A 16,254-nucleotide genomic window follows, 5' to 3' on the forward strand; every position below is an offset into this window, starting at 1 on the left:
CTCACTCCTTCTCCATATTCAGCGGGAAATGACAGGCAAAGAGGTGATTTTTGGGTCCGGCCAGCAGGGGACGCTCAATGCATTTACGCTGGGCGTAGGGGCAGCGCGGCCCAAGACGGCAGCCAATCGGCAGATGCTCCAGCAGCGGGATCGCTCCCGGCAGCGTGTTCAGGCGGCTTTTATGCGGCATGGCGCTGCCAAAGTCAGGAATAGCGCGGATCAGCGCCTGAGTATAGGGGTGATGCGGCGTGGCGATCAGCTCCTCGCTCGGCGCGGTCTCTACGGTCTGGCCGCAATACATCACGTTGACCTTGTCTGCCCACTGGCTCAGCATCTGCAGATCGTGGCTGATCAGGATAATGGTGGTGTTGTTGTTTTGGTTGAGCCGGGTCAGCAGACGGAAAATCTGCGCCTGGGTGGTGGGCTCCATGGCGTTGGTCGGCTCATCGGCGATCAGCAGGCGCGGCTGGTTCGCCAGCGCAATGGCGATCATCACCTTCTGACACTCGCCGTCCGTCAGCTCGTAAGGGAAGCTGCGCATTGCATCTTTATGATCGCGAATGCCGACGCGGTGCAGGAGCTCAATGGCGCGCCGTTTCCGCCAGCCCATGCGTTGCCACCAGCGGCCTTTATAGGTCCAGGCCGGAATGTTCTGCATCAGCTGTTTACCGATGCGCTCCGACGGATCGAGACAGGACTGCGGCTCCTGAAAAATCATCGATACGTTATGACCGAGGATTTTCCGCCGCTCGCGCGCCGAGAGGCGCATCAGATCGACGTCGTCAAAGCGCATTCGGTCTGCGGTGACCCGCCAGTTATCTTTGGTCACGCCGCAGATCGCTTTGGCTATCAGGCTTTTGCCCGAGCCGGATTCGCCCACCAGACCGCGGATTTCGCCTTCGGCAAGGGTCAGCGTGACGCGATCGACGGCCCTGACCCAGCCTTCGCTGGTCTTGACCTCAATGGTCAGATTACGAATATCAAGTAGCGGCACTATTCCACCCCCGCATTGACCGCACGGCGGATCCCGTCGCCCAGCAGGTTAACCAGTAACACGCTTACCATGATCGACACCCCCGGCAGCATCACTGTCCAGGGCGCGACGTAGATCAGCTCCAGCGCGTCGCCCAGCATCGCTCCCCACTCCGGAGAGGGCAGCTGCGCGCCGAGATCGAGAAAGCCCAGCGCGGCAATGTCGAGGATCGCCATCGAGAGCGCGCGGGTGATCTCGGTCACCAGGCCTGCGGTCATGTTCGGCAGTACCGCAAACCACAAAATATTGAGCGTCGTCGCGCCGTCCAGCCGCGCGGCAACCACGTACTCTTTCTCCAGCTCGTCGTGCACCATGCTATAGACCGAGCGTACCATCCTCGGCAGCAGCGCCAGCCAGACGGCGAACATAGCATGAGAGAGGTGTGGCCCGGCAAAGGCCACCACGATAATGGCCAGCAGCAGAGAGGGAATGGAGAGCAGCGTATCGAGCACATGGTTCAGCACCGCTGAACGCAGGCCGTGCGTTGCCCCGGCCACGACGCCCAGCACCAGGCCGCAGATCGTTGCCGCCAGGGTAACGACAAACGCACCGCCTACCGTTGGCGCCGCGCCGCTGAGCAGGCGGCTAAGCACGTCCCGGCCAAGGTCATCCGTGCCGAGGAAGAAAGAGACATCCCCATAGCGCGACCACGAGGGCGGCAGCAGCTGGTAGCCGAGGAACTGCTGATCGATGCCGTAGGGCGCAAACCAGCGGCCAAAAATACAGAGCAGCACCAGCCCGGCGCAGCCGTACAGACCAATCATGGCAGTGGTATCGCCATAGAACTTGCGCCAGACCGTGCGCAGCGCGCCGGGGGTCTGCTTCTCGTTATAGACGTTATCGGAGGGCATACCACTCCTTATGTTTCAAAGGGTTCGCCAGCGCGCCCAGGATGTCAGAGAGAACGTTAACAATAATCACCAGTGCGCCAATCACCATCACCCCGGCAGAGATAGCCGCATAGTCCTGCTGGCGGATGGCATTGATCACCCAGCGCCCCAGCCCAGGCCAGCTAAACACCATCTCGGTGATCATCGCCAGTGTTAGCATCGTGGAAAACTGTAGCCCCAGACGGGGGATCACCGGCGGCAAGGCGTTGTGCAGCACGTGGCGGCGCAGAATGCTCAGACGCGATAGCCCACGCGTAGCGGCGGCCTTGATGTAGTTCTGCTCAAACACCTCGATGGTGCTGAGGCGCATCAGGCGGATCACCTCGGTGGTCGGCGCGACCGCCAGGGTCAGCACCGGCAGCACCATATGCCGCAGCGCGCTGATGATCATCTCCTCGCGCCATATCGACTCTGACAGCCAGGCGTCAATCAACGCAAAGCCGGTGACCGTTTTGACCTCATACAGCAGATCGAAGCGGCCCGATACCGGCAGCCAGCCCAGCGTCAATGAGAAAAAGAGGGTCAGCAGCAGCGCCAGCCAGAATATAGGGATCGAGAAACCAATCAGGGCCAGGGCGCTGATGAACTTGTCCTGCCATTTGCCGCGCATAATACCGGCCATCATGCCCACAGGAATACCCACGACCAGCGCGAAGCCAAAGGCGAGAATACAGAGCTCCATGGTGGCCGGGAAGACCTCCTTAAGCTGCTCAGAGATCAGCTGGCCGTTAATGCTGGAGACACCGAAATCCCAGTGCAGTACCCCTTTGAACCAGAAGAACCAGGCGTTCCACAGGGATGCTCCCTGCAGTGGCGCGTGAGGGGTAAAGTAGCTCAGGCTAAAGCCTACAAAGGTCAGCAGAAAGAGCGTGACCAGCAGCAGCAGCAGGCGGCGCAGGGTAAAGATGATCATGGTTGCTTCACCTCTTCTTTTTGCGGTTCGCGCGAGACGCCGGCAAACGAGGCGTTGCCAAACGGGCTCAGAACAAGACCTTTAATATCGTAGCGGTAGGCCTGCAGGCGCAGGGAAGAGGCCAGCGGCAGCACCGGCAACTCGCGAGCGAGGATCGTCTGCGCCTCATCGTAGGCTTCAATGCGCGATGCCAACTGCTGGGAGGTCAGCGCTTTCTGCAATATGGTATCAAACTCCCGGTGGCACCAGTGGGCAAAGTTCGTTTGCGACTCAATGGCGGCGCAGCTAAGCAGCGGACGGAAGAAGCTGTCCGGATCGTTGCTGTCCGTCGACCAGCCGGAGAGGGTCAGGTCATGATTCATATCCATCAGCCTCGCTTCCTGGAAACGCCCCTCGACGGGAACGATCATCACCTTAACGCCGACCTGAGCCATATCGGCCTGGATAAGTTCGGCGGTTTTCAGCGGGCTGGGGTTCCACGCCTGGGAGCTGGTCGGCACCCATAGCTGCAGGGTCATGTTCTCCAGCCCCAGCGCGGCCAGCTGCTGTTTGGCTTTTTCCGGGTTGTATTCAGTGATCTTCGCCTCGCTGTCATAGGCCCAGGAGGCTCGAGGCAGGATCGAGGCGGCGGTCTCTGCCGTGCCGTAATAGATCGACTGCATCAGACGCTGGTTGTTGATCGCCAGCGCCAGCGCGTGACGGACGGCTGGGTTATTCAGCGGCGCTTTGTCGGTATTAAACGCCAGATAAGCGATGTTCATCCCCGGGCGCAGGGTCAGACGCAGGCGCGGATCGTCGCGTAAAATCGTCAGCTGGCTGGCGGCAGGCCACGCCAGCACATCACACTCGCCGGTCAGCAGCTTTGATAGCCGCCCGGTTCCCCCGGAGCCGAGATCGACCACCACCTGCGGCATCAGCGGCTGGCCGCGCCAGAACTGCGGGTGGCGCTGGAGACGGATATACTGGCCGGTGCGGTACTCGGCAAGCTGGAACGGACCGGTGCCTACCGGCTGGCGATCCAGTAGCTCCTGACGATCGCGCTTAGCCAACTGGTCTGCGTACTCAGCCGACATCACTGAGGCGTAGTGCGTTGCCAGATGCCACAGGAACGAGGCGTCCGGCTTTTTCAGGCGAAACTCCACCGTGCGACTGTCCAGCTTGCGTACGCTTTCTACCGAGTCAGCAAACTGTAAGCTATCAAAATAGGGGAAGCTGCTGCCGTTGACGTTATGCCAGGGGTGGCGGCGATCGAAAATGCGCTGGAAGCTAAAAACGACGTCGTCGGCGTTGAGCGCCCGGCCCGGGGTAAACCACGGCGTTTTTTGAAAAGCAACGTTGCTCCGCAGGCGGAAACGGTAGGTCGCGCCGTTATCCAGCACCTCCCAGCTCTCTGCCAGCTCGGGTACCAGACGATAGGTGTAAGGATCCACATCCAGCAGGCGATCGTAAAGCTGGGCTGCCAGGGTATCCACAATCAGACCGCTGCTCGCTTTTTGCGGATTGAAGGTATTAACCTGGCCATTGACACAGTAGACAAAACCGCTTTCACGAATATCCGCCGCAGCGGGATCCACAGGCGCAGCCTGGACGTGTCCGCTTAATAGGCCGACTGCCATGAGCAGGGAAGATATAATCAGGCGCATAATTTCTTTAACTGTAAGACCGATTTACAAAGTGTATCGCACTTAACAGGCTCACGTAAAAATGTCTGCGGGTAAGCGGCGTAAAAGTCGTCAATCAGGCTGTTTTCGTATGCGGCTTAGGCTAAACAGGAGGGCCAGCACGGTCGCCAGCACCGCAATCCACAGGCTCAGGCGAACCGCGCCTGCCGCCTGAGCGCCAGCGGGTGCCAAGACCGCCAGGATGACGCCCACCAACGCCCCGCCCAGACACTGCCCGAAAGTACGCATAATGGCCAGTACGCCTGAGGCATAGCCGCTGTTCTCCCGCGAGGCGTTTGCCAGCATCTCACGATTGTTGGGACTTTGAAAAAAGCCGAAGCCGAGTCCGCAAACCAGGCTGCGGATGCCAATATCCCATGCCTGGGCCTGGTCAGGAAGCAGCGCCAGCAGCGTTAACCCCAGCGTAAAAATCCCTAAACCAAGCGTAGAGATCAGCGCGGCGGGGTAGCGATCGGCAAGACGTCCTGCATGGGGCGCGGCCAGCATAATACCCAGCGGCCAGGGGGTGAACAGCAGCGCCGAGGTAAAGACGCTGTAGCCGTACACGCTTTGAAACAGGAAGGGCAGAGCAATAAACGTCATCCCCTGGCTCACGAATGAGGCCAGCGAGGTGAGCGCCGCCAGTGAAAAGCGCGCCGAGGCAAAGAGTTCCAGCGGCATGAGCGGCTGTGGCGCACGACGCTGACGCCCGATAAACAGCAGCCCGGCGGCCATCGCCACGCCACCATAGCCTGCTGCGATCCACAGCTGTGTTTGCGGCGAGCCGGGCCGGGAGAAGGCGTTTGCCGCCATAATGAATCCGCCCAGCATCAGCGCTGACAGCGCCGCCCCGGCGATATCAAAGGGGCCGCGTCCGGGCGTGCTGTTATTGGGGATCGCCTGCAGCGTCAGCGTTAGCGCGATTGCTCCCAGCGGGATATTAATGGCAAACAGCCACTGCCAGCTCAGCGCTTCCAACAGCGTACCGCCCAGCACCGGCGCGATAGCCGTGCTGGTGGCGATGAGCAGGGCGTGCAGACCCAGAATACGCCCCAGCAGGCGAGTAGGGAAAACAGAACGCAGGATCGCTGGAGCAATACTTAAGGTCGCTGCGCCGCCAATCCCCTGCACGATGCGCCAGCCTGTCAGCGTCGAGAGCGAAGAGGAGAGGGCGCAGCCCAGCGAGGCCAGCGTAAACAGGCTCAGTCCAAAGGCAAACAGGGTGCGAAAGCCAACGCGGCGGGCAAGCGCGGCAAAAATTGCCAGCGTCATCGCGGCCGATAGCAGATAGCCATTGGCGACCCACACAGCGGACTGAGCAGGTACCGCCAGCGCATGGGCGATGGGCGGCAGCGCAACGTTGACGATGGCCCCGTCAAACACGGCCATGGTGGTGCTGGTCATCACCGCAGCCATCGTCAGGGCCCGTTCGCGCCCGGCTAAACCTTCATCCCCGGGTCTTGTAGAGAAAAGCTCCACGCTGTTCACCTCTTTTATATTTCTGCCTTCGATCTGTAAAGCGTAATCAGAGTTGAGGTCTGGCGGAAGACGCAGCGTTTGCACTAATAACCTGCACCAGACGCCTTCCCTCAAACCAAATCAGCAGAGTAAGATACATGTATGAACGTACCCGATCTGAACCTGCTTATCGCTCTCGACGCGCTGCTGGCTGAAGCCAGCGTAGCGGGGGCTGCGCGTCGTTTAGGGCTGAGCGCATCGGCGATGAGCCGTACGCTCAGCCGCCTGCGCGCGACCACCGGCGATCCGTTGCTGGTGCGCGCTGGCCGCCACATGGTGTTAACGCCGCATGCAGAAGCCATTCGCGAACGCACGCAGCACACGCTGTTTGACACCCTGACGCTGCTGAGACCCTCTCCGGCCGAACTGGCGTTGTCGACGCTGGAGCGCACGTTCGTGCTGCGCACTAACGAGGGTTTCATTGAGGCCTTTGGTCCAACGCTGATTGTGGCGGCGGCGACGTGCGCACCGCACGTGCGTCTGCGCTTTGTTGCCCGCGCCGAAAAGAGCGCAAAGGCGCTGCGTGAAGGGCTGGTCGATCTCGAGGTAGGCGTGCTCGGTGAGATGGGCCCCGAGATCCGCATTCAGACGCTGTTTCGCGATCGTTTTGTCGGCGTGGTGCGCCCCGGACATCCGCTGGCGATGCTGCCGGAGGTGGGCATCAGTGACTATCTTGCACATGGCCACGTGGTCGCCTCCCGTAGGGGGCACACCGCTGGGCCGGTGGATATGGCGCTGGCTGAGCGGGGGCTTGAGCGGACTATCGCTGCTGTTGTACCCGGCTTTCCCGCTGCGCTGGCGGTGGTTCAGGCCTCCGAACTGGTGGGGCTGATCCCCGCCTCGTTTCTTATCCATCAGCCTGCCGCAGCGTATAGCATGTTTGAACTGCCGGTAAAGGTGCCTGGCATTACGCTCTCCCAGATGTGGCATCCGCGCGCTGAGGCCGATCCGGCGCACCGCTGGCTGCGGCAGTTTGTGCTGGAAGTCTGCCGTAAGCACGCCCCGGCTCCCCATCAGTGATTGGCGAGCGTCGTGCATTGGCATACTATAGTGGCATACTTTCGTTATCGTAAGGATTGCCCGTCATGGCTATCATTCCTAAAAACTACGCCCGTCTGGAGTCAGACTACCGGGAAAGGGCGCTGAAGATTTATCCGTGGGTATGCGGGCGCTGCTCGCGTGAATTCGTTTACTCGAACCTGCGCGAGCTAACGGTGCATCATATCGACCACGATCACACCAATAACCCACCGGACGGCAGTAACTGGGAGTTGCTGTGCCTCTACTGCCACGATCACGAGCACTCGAAATATACCGAGGCCGATCAGTACGGTACAACCGTGGTTGCGGGAGAAGACGCACAGAAGGATGTGGGCGCGGCAACCTATAATCCGTTCGCTGACTTGAAAGCGATGCTTAACAAGAAGTAATGCCATGAAGACAGATCGCCGTGGGGCGGCTGTCTTCAACTTCCCTATCTCCTGACCTCCTCCGATTAGGACTTTGGCTTAATCTGCTGCCTTATATCATTGTTCCACTATACTGAACTGACCATTGCAGTTGTAATTAAATAAGAAACTGCGCACGGTTAATTACCTCGTATAACCCTACCCATGGTCATCAGGAGAACAATATGCAGAAGAGCACAACCTTGAAAGGGCTACTCGCCGTATCAGCAGTCGTCGCTATGTTCAGCACTGCTGGCGTGCAAGCCCAGACGCAGCCCAGCGTGGCGCAGAAAGATGCCGCAGGCCAGACCGGCTCGAATGCTAAACTCAGCGCCGGTGATGAAAAAGCGGTGAAGGACATGGCGCAGGCCAATATCAATGAAATTGCCGCCGCCAAGATCGCACTAAACAAGGCCAAAAGTAGCGACGTCAAAGCCTTCGCTCAGAAGATGGTTGACGATCACGGTGCTGCCTTGACTAAGGTACAGACCGTGGCTGAGCAAAAAGGCGTGACGCTGCCGACTGAGCCGGACGCCATGCACAAGGCCATGGCCGCCAAGCTGGAAAAGCAGAGCGGCGACGCATTTGACAAAATGTATATGGAAAACGCCGGCACCAAAGATCACCAGATGGTGCTGTCGAAGCTGCAGAGTGATGCCAAAATGATCAAGGATCCGGATGTGAAGGCGCTGGCCGACGCGCATACGCCGGTGGTTGAGCAGCATCTAAAATCCGCCCAGCAGATGTCTGAAGATAAGTAACTGGGTAGTAGCCATCTACCAGTACGTTATGCGGCGTGCGCCGCAACAGGTTGAAAACAGATAGAGTAGAATAGCCGTGGCGCTTGAGGCTTTTTGCCTCATAACGTAGAAGCGGTAAAGATGTGCTGAGGCAGAAAGAAGAAAGCCCCGAAGGTCATTTTTCAATTAACCAACGAGGCCGACTCTATGTCTAGACAACATCAGAGTAGCCGTTTACCCGCCGCAAGGCAAGGAGAAGAAGGCTATGAAGCTGCCATGGAACGCTCTCATCTGGTGCGTATTAATAGTGTGCTTAACGCTGCTGGTATTCACCTGGCTGACGCGAAAATCACTGTGTGAAATTCGCTACAGAGATGGGAGCAGGGAGGTGGCTGCTTCGATGGCTTACGAATCCGGTAAGTAGCAACTTGGGGCGGGGGCAACCCCGCCTTTTCATCACTGATGGTGCCGGGCATTGCAAGCGCCTTTATAAGAGGCTGTCAGCTTAGGCTGGCAGTCTCTTTTTTGTTCTATCTATCCCGCGTGCTACAGCCCATGCTTTTTCAACAGCGCTCTCAGCTGGTGGTAGGTCAGACTAAGCAACTCTGCGGCGCGCTTCTGGTTAAATTTAGCCTGCTGTAGCGCTGCCTCCAGCAGGGTCTTCTCCTGCTCAGTCTGGAACTGGCGCAGATCAAGCGGCAGCCCTGGTGCGGGGGAGAGCGCTTCTGCAACCGGCTCGGGAGAGGCGGTGCGCTGGAAAGGATCGATAATAATCTCATCCAGCGCCACCTCGCTGGTGCCGTGGCGGTAGACCGAGCGCTCTACTACGTTCTTCAGCTCGCGAATATTACCCGGCCAGCGGTAGTCCAGCAGCGTCTCCCTGGCGCGTTCGGTAAAGCCGGGAAACAGCGACAGCCGCAGCTCGCGGCACATCTGGATCGCGAAGTGCTCTGCCATCAGCATAATATCGCTCTGGCGCTCGCGCAGGGGCGGGAGCTGCACCACGTCAAAGGCTAACCGATCAAGCAGATCGGCCCGGAACGTGCCGTCGCGTACCATTTCAGGCAGATCGGCATTGGTAGCGCATACCAGCCGAACGTTGACCTGCAGCGGCTGGCTGCCGCCGACGCGCTCCAGCTCGCCGTACTCAATCACCCGCAGCAGCTTCTCCTGGACCAGCATCGGGGCCGTAGCCAGCTCGTCGAGAAACAGTGTGCCACCGTCGGCGCGCTCGAATCGGCCAGGATGACGACGCTGCGCCCCGGTAAAGGCCCCGGCTTCATGACCAAACAGCTCGGTGTCCAGCAGGTTTTCATTAAGCGCAGCGCAGTTCAGCGAGATAAACGGCCCGTCCCAGCGTCCGGAGAGAAAGTGCAGACGGTTGGCGATCAGCTCCTTGCCCGTTCCGCGCTCGCCAATAATCAGCACCGGTTTATCCAGCGGGGCGAGGCGTGAAACCTGCTCCAGCACTTCCAGAAAGCTGTTGGCCTCGCCGAGAAGATTATCCTTGTATTCCGCCATGATGAAATTCGCTATTAGTTAGTGTTATTCACCACTGTAGTCCAAAATGCCGCAGCGGTAAAATTAATCAACTCTTTTACAATCAATAAGATGAAAAGTTGGCACGGGTCTTGTATTAACTAATCAGCAGGGCTTAGCCCGATTACATAAAATATGAGGATTACATTATGGGTATTTTTTCTCGTTTTGCCGACATCGTGAACGCCAACATCAACTCTCTGCTGGAGAAGGCGGAAGATCCACAGAAACTGGTGCGCCTGATGATTCAGGAGATGGAAGACACTCTGGTTGAAGTGCGCTCTACCTCTGCACGTGCGCTGGCTGAAAAGAAACAGCTGTCGCGTCGTATTGAGCAGGCCACCGCCCAGCAGGCGGAATGGCAGGAGAAAGCTGAACTGGCGCTGCGTAAAGAGAAAGAGGACCTGGCCCGCGCTGCTCTGATTGAAAAACAGAAGCTGACCGACATCATCACCACCCTTGAACAGGAAGTGATTCTGGTTGATGAAACGTTGGCCCGCATGAAAAAAGAGATTGGTGAGCTGGAGAACAAACTCAGCGAGACCCGTGCGCGTCAGCAGGCACTGACCCTGCGTCACCAGGCCGCCAGCTCTTCCCGCGACGTACGCCGTCAGCTGGACAGCGGTAAGCTGGACGAAGCCATGGCACGTTTTGAATCCTTCGAGCGTCGTATCGACCAGATGGAAGCCGAAGCGGAGAGCCACGGTTTTGGCAAGCAGAAGTCGTTGGACCAGGAGTTTGCCGAGCTGAAAGCGAGCGATGAAATCAGCGAGCAGCTGGCGCAGCTGAAAGCCAAAATGAAACAAGATATTCAATAATAACAAACGATGAACACTACCGGGCGGCGTCCATTTATGCCGCCCCTCATCTGTAAGGAGTACACATGAGCGCGCTATTTTTGGCTATTCCCCTGACCCTGTTTGTATTGTTTGTCCTGCCGGTCTGGCTCTGGCTGCACTACAACAACCGCAGCGGTCGCGATGCGCTCTCGCAAAGCGAGCAGCAGCGCCTGGCCCAGCTCAACGACGAAGCAAAACGGATGCGCGAGCGGATAGCCTCTCTGGAAGCTATTCTTGATGCAGAGCACCCGAACTGGAGGGATCGCTAATGAATGAATTTTTTAACAAAAAACTGTGGCGAATTCCCCAGCAGGGAATGGTGAAAGGCGTCTGCGCCGGCATTGCCCATTATCTTGACGTACCTGTGAAGCTGGTACGTTTGATTACGGTGCTGGCGATGCTTTTTGGCCTGTTCCTCTTTGTGGTGCTCGCCTACATCATTCTTACCTTTGTGCTCGATCCGATGCCGGAGGGGGGAATGGATGGCGAAGCGGCACCCACCAGCAGCGAACTGCTGAATGCGGTGGACGCGGAGCTGGCCTCGGGCGAGAAGCGTTTACGCGAGATGGAGCGCTACGTCACCTCCGACACCTTCTCGCTGCGCAGCCGCTTCCGTCAGCTCTGATTTAATGACCTAACGAGGTAAATGATGAATAGCAAATGGCAACAGACCGGCAAGAAAGCCAAACCGGCACTGAAAATTGCAGGCAAGCTGGTGCTGCTGACCGCGCTGCGCTACGGCCCGGCGGGCGTAGCGGGCTGGGCCATCAAATCCGTGGCGCGCCGTCCGGTGAAAATGCTGCTGGCGCTGGCGCTGGAGCCGATGCTTAAACGCCTCGCGACGCGCGTATCGCGCAACATGAAATAATTCCCTGGCGGCGCAACCTTTGCGCCGCTTGCTTTTGTTGGGCGTGGATCCACTGCACCTGCCGCTTTATACTCCTTCTCTTATTGATACATTCACTTCAGGGCAAAACAGGATGGCTATGAAGCGATTTAAATCTGAGCTTAACGCCCTCGTTAATCGCGGCGTCGACAGGCATCTGCGCCTGGCCGTCACCGGTCTGAGCCGCAGCGGCAAAACGGCGTTTATCACCGCGATGGTCCACCAGCTTTTGAATATTCATAACGGCGCGCGCCTGCCGCTTTTCAGCGCGGTTCGTGAGGAGCGCCTGCTGGGCGTAAAGCGGGTGCCGCAGCGCGATTTCGGTACTCCGCGCTTTACCTGGGATGAGGGCATTGCCCAGCTCTATGGTACGCCACCGACGTGGCCAACGCCGACGCGCGGCGTCAGCGAGATGCGTCTGGCTCTGCGCTACCGCTCAAACGACTCCCTGCTGCGCCATTTCACCGACAGCGCCACCCTTTACTTAGAGATTGTTGACTATCCCGGCGAGTGGCTGCTGGATCTGCCTATGCTGGCGCAGGACTACACCAGCTGGTCACGACAGATGACCGGTATGTTACAGGGTCACCGAAAGGAGTGGTCCGCTCGCTGGCGTCAGCTTTGTGCAGGGCTGGATCCGCTGGCTCCGGCCGATGAAAACCGACTGGCAGAGATTGCCGATGCCTGGACGGCGTACCTGCACCAGTGCAAGGCCGAGGGGCTGCACTTTATCCAGCCGGGGCGCTTTATATTGCCGGGCGAGATGGCCGGTGCGCCTGCGCTTCAGTTCTTCCCCTGGCCGGACGTTGACGATACGGGCGAGGCGAAGCTGGCCCAGGCGGATAAGAGCAGCAACGCCGGGATGCTGCGCGAGCGCTTCAACTACTACTGTGAAAACGTGGTTAAAGGGTTCTATAAAAACTACTTCCTGCGCTTCGATCGGCAGATTGTGCTGGTGGACTGTCTGCAACCGCTCAACAGCGGGCCGCAGGCGTTTAACGACATGCGTCTCGCGCTCACCCAGCTGATGCAGAGCTTTCACTACGGGCAGCGGACGCTGTTTCGTCGCCTGTTCTCACCGGTTATCGACAAACTGCTGTTTGCCGCCACCAAAGCCGATCACGTTACTGTCGATCAGCATGCCAATATGGTCTCTCTGCTCCAGCAGCTCGTCACCGACGCCTGGCAAAACGCCGCCTTTGAGGGGATCGATATCGACTGCCTGGGTCTGGCGGCGGTACAGGCCACGGAGAGCGGCCTGGTGGACGTCAACGGTGACAAAATCCCGGCGCTGCGTGGGGATCGCCTCAGCGATGGCAAACCGCTAACGGTCTATCCAGGCGATGTTCCCGCCCGGCTGCCGGGGCAGGCGTTCTGGGAGAAGCAGGGCTTTCAGTTTGAAGCCTTTCGTCCGCGGGTGATGGATGTGGATACCCCGATGCCGCACATTCGTCTTGATGCGGCGCTGGAATTTTTACTGGGAGATAAGCTGCGATGAACGAGCCCATCAAACCACGCGTCGATTTTACCGAACAGCCTGCAATGCCGGTGCGTGAAGAGTTCAAGGCCGCGCAGGCGTTTAGCGATGCCGAGGCGGGAGAGTTTACGCCGCTGCAGGCTGAAGAGATACTGACCGATACGCCACAGCCGGAAGCGAGCGTTGAGGCGGCGCTGCGGCCCCGGCGCAGCCTCTGGCGCACAATGGTGCTGGCCGGGCTGGCGCTGTTTGGCATCAGCGTGGTTGGGCAGGGAGTGCAGTGGGCGATGGACGCCTGGCAAACCCACGACTGGGTGGCGCTGGGTGGCTGTGCTGCGGGGGCGCTTATCGTCGGCGCGGGGGTAGGATCCGTGGCCGGTGAGTGGCGGCGGCTGTGGCGGCTGCGTCAGCGGGCAGAGGCTCGCGACGAGGCCAGCCTGCTGTTGCACAGCCATGGCACGGGCAAAGGACGCGATTTCTGCGAGAGGCTGGCCCGCCAGGCGGGTATCGACCAGGCGCATCCTGCTCTGCAACGCTGGTACGCCGCCATTCACGAGACGCAAAGCGACCGGGAGATCGTCACGCTCTATGCGCGGCTGGTGCAGCCGGTGGTGGATGCGCAAGCCCGGCGCGAAATCAGCCTTTCGGCAGCGGGTTCAACGCTGATGATTGCCGTCAGTCCGCTGGCGTTGGTTGACATGGCGTTTATTGCCTGGCGCAACCTGCGGCTGATTAACCGCATTGCCAGACTCTACGGCATCGAGCTGGGCTACTTCAGCCGATTGCGGCTGTTTCGCCTGGTGCTGCTCAACATTGCCTTTGCCGGAGCCAGCGAAGTGGTGCGCGAGGTGGGAATGGACTGGCTGTCGCAGGATCTCGCCGCCCGGCTTTCCGCTCGCGCCGCGCAGGGGATTGGTGCCGGGCTGCTCACCGCCCGTCTCGGTATCAAGGCGATGGAGCTATGCCGTCCGCTGCCCTGGCTGGAGGATGATAAACCCCGGCTGGCCGATTTCCGCCGTCAGCTTATCGGTGAGCTTAAGGCCAATATGCAGCGCAGCGGCGCGCAAAAGCGTGATTGAACGCTTATCTTTACGCCATGGCGGTGGGTTTTCCACCGCTCTGTCAATAATTGTTGACAGATAGCTTCCTGACTGCCGATAAGTGTCTTATCATTCTTAGATATATTGACTGTTTAAGGGTGGCAACTCCCATGCGTCTTGAAGTCTTTTGTGAAGACCGACTTGGTCTGACCCGCGAGCTGCTGGATCTGCTGGTGCTCAGGGGAATCGATTTACGCGGCATTGAGATCGACCCCATCGGCCGGATCTACCTCAATTTTGCTGAACTGGAATTTAATGACTTCAGCAGCCTGATGGCTGAAATTCGCCGCATCTCCGGCGTGACCGACGTGCGCACCGTCTTATGGATGCCCTCCGAGCGCGAGCATCGCGCTATGGGTGCTCTGCTGGAGGCGCTGCCCGAGCCGGTGCTCTCCGTGGATATGAAAAGCAAGGTTGAGCTGGCGAACCAGGCCAGCTGTCAGCTTTTTGGTCAGAGCCAGGCCCGGCTGCGCAACCACACCGCCCCTCAGCTGATTAACGGCTTTAACTTCCAGCGCTGGCTGGAGGGCAATCCGCAGGCGTCGCACCATGAGCACGTGGTCATCAACGGGCAGAACTTCTTAATGGAGATCACCCCGGTACATCTCGAAGGCGAGGCCGGCGATCTGCTGCTCACCGGCGCGGTGGTGATGCTGCGATCGACTATCCGCATGGGTCGCCAGCTACAGGATCTGGTCAGCCAGGATGCCAGCGCCTTCAATCAGATTGTGGCCGCCAGCCCGAAGATGCGTCACGTCATCGACCAGGCTCGCAAGCTGGCCATGCTCAGCGCGCCGCTGTTAATCGTTGGCGATACCGGCACCGGCAAAGATCTGCTGGCCCATGCCTGCCACCTTGCCAGCCCGCGCGCGGCGAAGCCCTACCTGGCCCTGAACTGCGCCTCTATCCCTGAGGATGCGGTAGAGAGTGAGCTGTTTGGCCATGCGCCGGAAGGCAAAAAAGGGTTCTTCGAGCAGGCCAACGGCGGCTCGGTGCTGCTGGATGAGATCGGCGAGATGTCGCCGCGCATGCAGGTGAAGCTGCTGCGCTTCCTGAATGATGGTACTTTCCGCCGCGTCGGAGAGGATCACGAGGTTCACGTTGACGTGCGGGTGATCTGCGCAACCCAGCGGAATCTGGTGGAGCTGGTGCAGAAGGGGATTTTCCGGGAAGATCTCTACTACCGTCTGAACGTGCTGACGCTGGATCTGCCTCCGCTGCGCGATCGTCCTCAGGACATCATGCCGTTGACCGAGCTGTTCGTGGCCCGCTTTGCCGACGAACAGGGCGTCCCACGTCCCAAGCTCGCTGCCGATCTCAGTAACGTCCTGACCCGCTACAGCTGGCCGGGCAACGTGCGTCAGTTGAAAAACGCGGTCTACCGTGCGCTGACGCAGCTGGAAGGGTACGAGCTGCGCCCGCAGGACATTCTGCTGCCGGACTACGATGCGGGAACCGTGGCGGTAGGGGAAGAGGCGATGGAGGGATCGCTGGACGATATTACCAGCCGCTTTGAACGGTCGGTCTTGATTCAGCTCTATCGCAGCTACCCCAGCACGCGCAAGCTGGCGAAACGGTTGGGGGTGTCACACACTGCTATCGCCAATAAGTTGCGGGAATATGGTTTAAGCCAGAAGAAGGGCGAGGAGTAAAACAAGAGAGCCTTCAGCGATGAAGGCTCTTTTTTAATGCGGCTACGCTTACTGGGCCAGCGCTTGCAGGGCAGCCTCGTAGTCCGGCTCGTTGGTGATCTCGTTCACCAGCTCGCTGAACACAACGGTGTCGTTTTCGTCGATAACCACGACCGCACGTGCGGCCAGGCCTTTCAGCGCGCCATCGGCAATGCCTACGCCGTAGTTTTCGAGGAAGTCGGCGTTACGCAGGGTCGACAGGGTGATCACGTTGCTCAGGCCTTCCGCGCCGCAGAAGCGGGACTGGGCGAACGGCAGATCGGCGGAGATGCACAGCACCACGGTGTCTTTCATTTCGGTGGCGAGCTGGTTGAATTTACGCACGGAGGCGGCGCAAACACCGGTGTCGATGCTCGGGAACACGTTGAGAACTTTACGCTTACCTGCGAACTGCGCCAGCGTAACGTCGGTCAGATCTTTCGCGACCAGAGTGAAAGGGTGTGCTTTGCTACCCACTGCCGGAATAGCACCAGCAACAGCAACCGGGTTGCCCTGGAAATGAACGGTTTGTGACATGAA

General features: G+C 59.1%; 19 protein-coding genes. 12 read left to right on the forward strand and 7 right to left on the reverse strand.

Annotated elements, in window-relative coordinates; all coding sequences use genetic code 11:
• Position 1: 1 nt before the first annotated feature.
• From sapD to WFN61_RS13350, 5 genes are all read right to left on the reverse strand, one after another.
• Positions 2-994 carry a putrescine export ABC transporter ATP-binding protein SapD gene (gene sapD / locus WFN61_RS13330; RefSeq protein WP_337038775.1) on the reverse strand — a complete coding sequence of 331 codons (993 nt, stop codon included), beginning with the start codon at positions 992-994 and terminating at the stop codon, positions 2-4.
• The gene (sapC, locus tag WFN61_RS13335) at positions 994-1,884 is read right to left on the reverse strand and encodes a putrescine export ABC transporter permease SapC (protein WP_144814925.1); all 891 of its coding nucleotides are present in this window, start codon (positions 1,882-1,884) and stop codon (positions 994-996) included. The genes sapD and sapC overlap by 1 nt, the downstream gene beginning before the upstream one ends.
• Positions 1,871-2,836: a putrescine export ABC transporter permease SapB gene (sapB, locus tag WFN61_RS13340; protein ID WP_144814927.1), complete on the reverse strand. Its 966-nt coding sequence runs from the start codon at positions 2,834-2,836 to the stop codon at positions 1,871-1,873. Before sapB ends, sapC begins: the two co-directional genes overlap by 14 nt.
• Positions 2,833-4,479, reverse strand: coding sequence for an ABC transporter substrate-binding protein SapA (gene sapA, locus WFN61_RS13345; RefSeq protein ID WP_312178204.1), 1,647 nt, complete (start codon positions 4,477-4,479; stop codon positions 2,833-2,835). Before sapA ends, sapB begins: the two co-directional genes overlap by 4 nt.
• Positions 4,480-4,569: 90 nt before the next feature.
• Entirely contained in the window at positions 4,570-5,976 is a 1,407-nt protein-coding gene (locus tag WFN61_RS13350) for an MFS transporter (protein ID WP_337038776.1), read from the reverse strand.
• 141 nt (positions 5,977-6,117) lie between these two features.
• Between WFN61_RS13350 and WFN61_RS13355 the strand changes: the two genes are divergently transcribed.
• From WFN61_RS13355 to WFN61_RS13375, 5 genes are all read left to right on the forward strand, one after another.
• Complete coding sequence (locus WFN61_RS13355; RefSeq protein WP_144814933.1) at positions 6,118-7,035, forward strand: LysR family transcriptional regulator; 918 nt, start codon at positions 6,118-6,120, stop codon at positions 7,033-7,035.
• Positions 7,036-7,100: 65 nt separating this feature from the next.
• On the forward strand, positions 7,101-7,445 hold the full coding sequence (gene yajD / locus WFN61_RS13360) for an HNH nuclease YajD (RefSeq protein ID WP_103820051.1): 345 nt from the start codon (positions 7,101-7,103) through the stop codon (positions 7,443-7,445).
• A gap of 203 nt (positions 7,446-7,648) precedes the next feature.
• Complete coding sequence (locus WFN61_RS13365) at positions 7,649-8,224, forward strand: DUF4142 domain-containing protein (RefSeq protein ID WP_313574118.1); 576 nt, start codon at positions 7,649-7,651, stop codon at positions 8,222-8,224.
• Positions 8,225-8,410: 186 nt separating this feature from the next.
• A complete protein-coding gene (locus WFN61_RS13370) occupies positions 8,411-8,563 on the forward strand; it encodes a DUF5431 family protein (protein ID WP_238084897.1) in 153 nt (50 codons plus the stop codon).
• A complete protein-coding gene (locus WFN61_RS13375; protein WP_308219179.1) occupies positions 8,508-8,627 on the forward strand; it encodes a type I toxin-antitoxin system Hok family toxin in 120 nt (39 codons plus the stop codon). The genes WFN61_RS13370 and WFN61_RS13375 overlap by 56 nt, the downstream gene beginning before the upstream one ends.
• 122 nt (positions 8,628-8,749) lie before the next feature.
• On the opposite strand, the gene pspF is transcribed toward WFN61_RS13375, so the two are convergent.
• Complete coding sequence (gene pspF / locus WFN61_RS13380) at positions 8,750-9,724, reverse strand: phage shock protein operon transcriptional activator (RefSeq protein WP_144814941.1); 975 nt, start codon at positions 9,722-9,724, stop codon at positions 8,750-8,752.
• A gap of 167 nt (positions 9,725-9,891) precedes the next feature.
• Between pspF and pspA the strand changes: the two genes are divergently transcribed.
• The 7 genes from pspA (at position 9,892) to tyrR (ending at position 15,696) form a co-directional block, all read left to right on the forward strand.
• Entirely contained in the window at positions 9,892-10,560 is a 669-nt protein-coding gene (gene pspA / locus WFN61_RS13385) for a phage shock protein PspA (RefSeq protein WP_144814944.1), read from the forward strand.
• Between the two features lie 65 nt (positions 10,561-10,625).
• Positions 10,626-10,850, forward strand: coding sequence for an envelope stress response membrane protein PspB (gene pspB, locus WFN61_RS13390; RefSeq protein WP_042394252.1), 225 nt, complete (start codon positions 10,626-10,628; stop codon positions 10,848-10,850).
• Positions 10,850-11,206, forward strand: coding sequence for an envelope stress response membrane protein PspC (gene pspC / locus WFN61_RS13395; RefSeq protein ID WP_144814948.1), 357 nt, complete (start codon positions 10,850-10,852; stop codon positions 11,204-11,206). The genes pspB and pspC overlap by 1 nt, the downstream gene beginning before the upstream one ends.
• A gap of 24 nt (positions 11,207-11,230) precedes the next feature.
• Entirely contained in the window at positions 11,231-11,449 is a 219-nt protein-coding gene (gene pspD, locus WFN61_RS13400; protein WP_103820060.1) for a phage shock protein PspD, read from the forward strand.
• A 118-nt stretch (positions 11,450-11,567) separates the two neighbouring features.
• Positions 11,568-12,965, forward strand: coding sequence for a YcjX family protein (locus tag WFN61_RS13405; protein ID WP_144814951.1), 1,398 nt, complete (start codon positions 11,568-11,570; stop codon positions 12,963-12,965).
• The gene (locus WFN61_RS13410) at positions 12,962-14,023 is read left to right on the forward strand and encodes a YcjF family protein (protein ID WP_257757799.1); all 1,062 of its coding nucleotides are present in this window, start codon (positions 12,962-12,964) and stop codon (positions 14,021-14,023) included. The genes WFN61_RS13405 and WFN61_RS13410 overlap by 4 nt, the downstream gene beginning before the upstream one ends.
• Positions 14,024-14,154: 131 nt before the next feature.
• The gene (tyrR, locus tag WFN61_RS13415) at positions 14,155-15,696 is read left to right on the forward strand and encodes a transcriptional regulator TyrR (protein ID WP_257757798.1); all 1,542 of its coding nucleotides are present in this window, start codon (positions 14,155-14,157) and stop codon (positions 15,694-15,696) included.
• Positions 15,697-15,744: 48 nt separating this feature from the next.
• Here tyrR and tpx read toward each other — a convergent pair whose 3' ends face one another.
• Positions 15,745-16,251, reverse strand: coding sequence for a thiol peroxidase (gene tpx, locus WFN61_RS13420; RefSeq protein WP_144814957.1), 507 nt, complete (start codon positions 16,249-16,251; stop codon positions 15,745-15,747).
• Positions 16,252-16,254: the final 3 nt, after the last annotated feature.

This window comes from Pseudescherichia sp. AS216 (assembly GCF_037152055.1).
In the GTDB taxonomy this organism is placed as follows: domain Bacteria; phylum Pseudomonadota; class Gammaproteobacteria; order Enterobacterales; family Enterobacteriaceae; genus Pseudescherichia.

What these genes read in the sequence shown, in the direction of transcription:
- sapC (WP_144814925.1), bottom strand. Translation starts at nt 1,884, where the DNA reads ATGCCCTCCGATAACGTCTATAACGAGAAGCAGACCCCCGGCGCGCTG.
- pspF (WP_144814941.1), bottom strand. Translation starts at nt 9,724, where the DNA reads ATGGCGGAATACAAGGATAATCTTCTCGGCGAGGCCAACAGCTTTCTG.
- sapB (WP_144814927.1), bottom strand. Translation starts at nt 2,836, where the DNA reads ATGATCATCTTTACCCTGCGCCGCCTGCTGCTGCTGCTGGTCACGCTC.
- sapA (WP_312178204.1), bottom strand. Translation starts at nt 4,479, where the DNA reads ATGCGCCTGATTATATCTTCCCTGCTCATGGCAGTCGGCCTATTAAGC.
- pspB (WP_042394252.1), top strand. Translation starts at nt 10,626, where the DNA reads ATGAGCGCGCTATTTTTGGCTATTCCCCTGACCCTGTTTGTATTGTTT.
- pspA (WP_144814944.1), top strand. Translation starts at nt 9,892, where the DNA reads ATGGGTATTTTTTCTCGTTTTGCCGACATCGTGAACGCCAACATCAAC.
- WFN61_RS13405 (WP_144814951.1), top strand. Translation starts at nt 11,568, where the DNA reads ATGAAGCGATTTAAATCTGAGCTTAACGCCCTCGTTAATCGCGGCGTC.
- WFN61_RS13355 (WP_144814933.1), top strand. Translation starts at nt 6,118, where the DNA reads ATGAACGTACCCGATCTGAACCTGCTTATCGCTCTCGACGCGCTGCTG.
- WFN61_RS13365 (WP_313574118.1), top strand. Translation starts at nt 7,649, where the DNA reads ATGCAGAAGAGCACAACCTTGAAAGGGCTACTCGCCGTATCAGCAGTC.
- pspC (WP_144814948.1), top strand. Translation starts at nt 10,850, where the DNA reads ATGAATGAATTTTTTAACAAAAAACTGTGGCGAATTCCCCAGCAGGGA.
- WFN61_RS13410 (WP_257757799.1), top strand. Translation starts at nt 12,962, where the DNA reads ATGAACGAGCCCATCAAACCACGCGTCGATTTTACCGAACAGCCTGCA.
- yajD (WP_103820051.1), top strand. Translation starts at nt 7,101, where the DNA reads ATGGCTATCATTCCTAAAAACTACGCCCGTCTGGAGTCAGACTACCGG.
- WFN61_RS13370 (WP_238084897.1), top strand. Translation starts at nt 8,411, where the DNA reads ATGTCTAGACAACATCAGAGTAGCCGTTTACCCGCCGCAAGGCAAGGA.
- pspD (WP_103820060.1), top strand. Translation starts at nt 11,231, where the DNA reads ATGAATAGCAAATGGCAACAGACCGGCAAGAAAGCCAAACCGGCACTG.
- tpx (WP_144814957.1), bottom strand. Translation starts at nt 16,251, where the DNA reads ATGTCACAAACCGTTCATTTCCAGGGCAACCCGGTTGCTGTTGCTGGT.
- tyrR (WP_257757798.1), top strand. Translation starts at nt 14,155, where the DNA reads ATGCGTCTTGAAGTCTTTTGTGAAGACCGACTTGGTCTGACCCGCGAG.